At 60.0% G+C, this 385-nt stretch carries 1 protein-coding gene; it reads right to left on the minus strand.

Translation table 11 applies throughout. The features are described from left to right. Positions 1-385, minus strand: a 385-nt coding sequence (locus AC5PZ0_RS28325) for an immunoglobulin-like domain-containing protein (protein WP_493856222.1), incomplete at both ends; no start/stop codon positions are given.

The following is a 385-nucleotide window of genomic DNA, read 5'->3' on the forward strand; positions in this document are numbered from 1 at the left end:
ACCGCCTTCGGTGACCGACTCGGTTGCAGTGAGCTTGGCGATGACTTCGTTCGAGGTGTCCTTGATGTCCACCGAGGCCGAAGGCTTGCTGACCACCAGGTTCTCGAACTGGCGACCGTCCGGCACGCTGGTGCCGGTGATGCTGACAGTCAGCGAGCCGGCATCGACGTACACGTCTTCGCCTTGGGCGTCGTGGGTGAAGATGGCCGAGGTCTCGCCCTTCTTGATCACTACCGACTTGCCTTCGGTCAGCTGCACGGTGAGGTCCTGGTCCAGGGCCTCTTTGATGCTGATGGTGAAGGTCGGTTTTTCGTTCTCGAAGACCGAGGTCTGGTTGGCAACGATGCTCAGTTCGACTTTGTCGCCCTGGTTGTTGCTGCCTGGA

The sequence above is a fragment of the Pseudomonas sp. 5.2 genome (genome assembly GCF_059025405.1).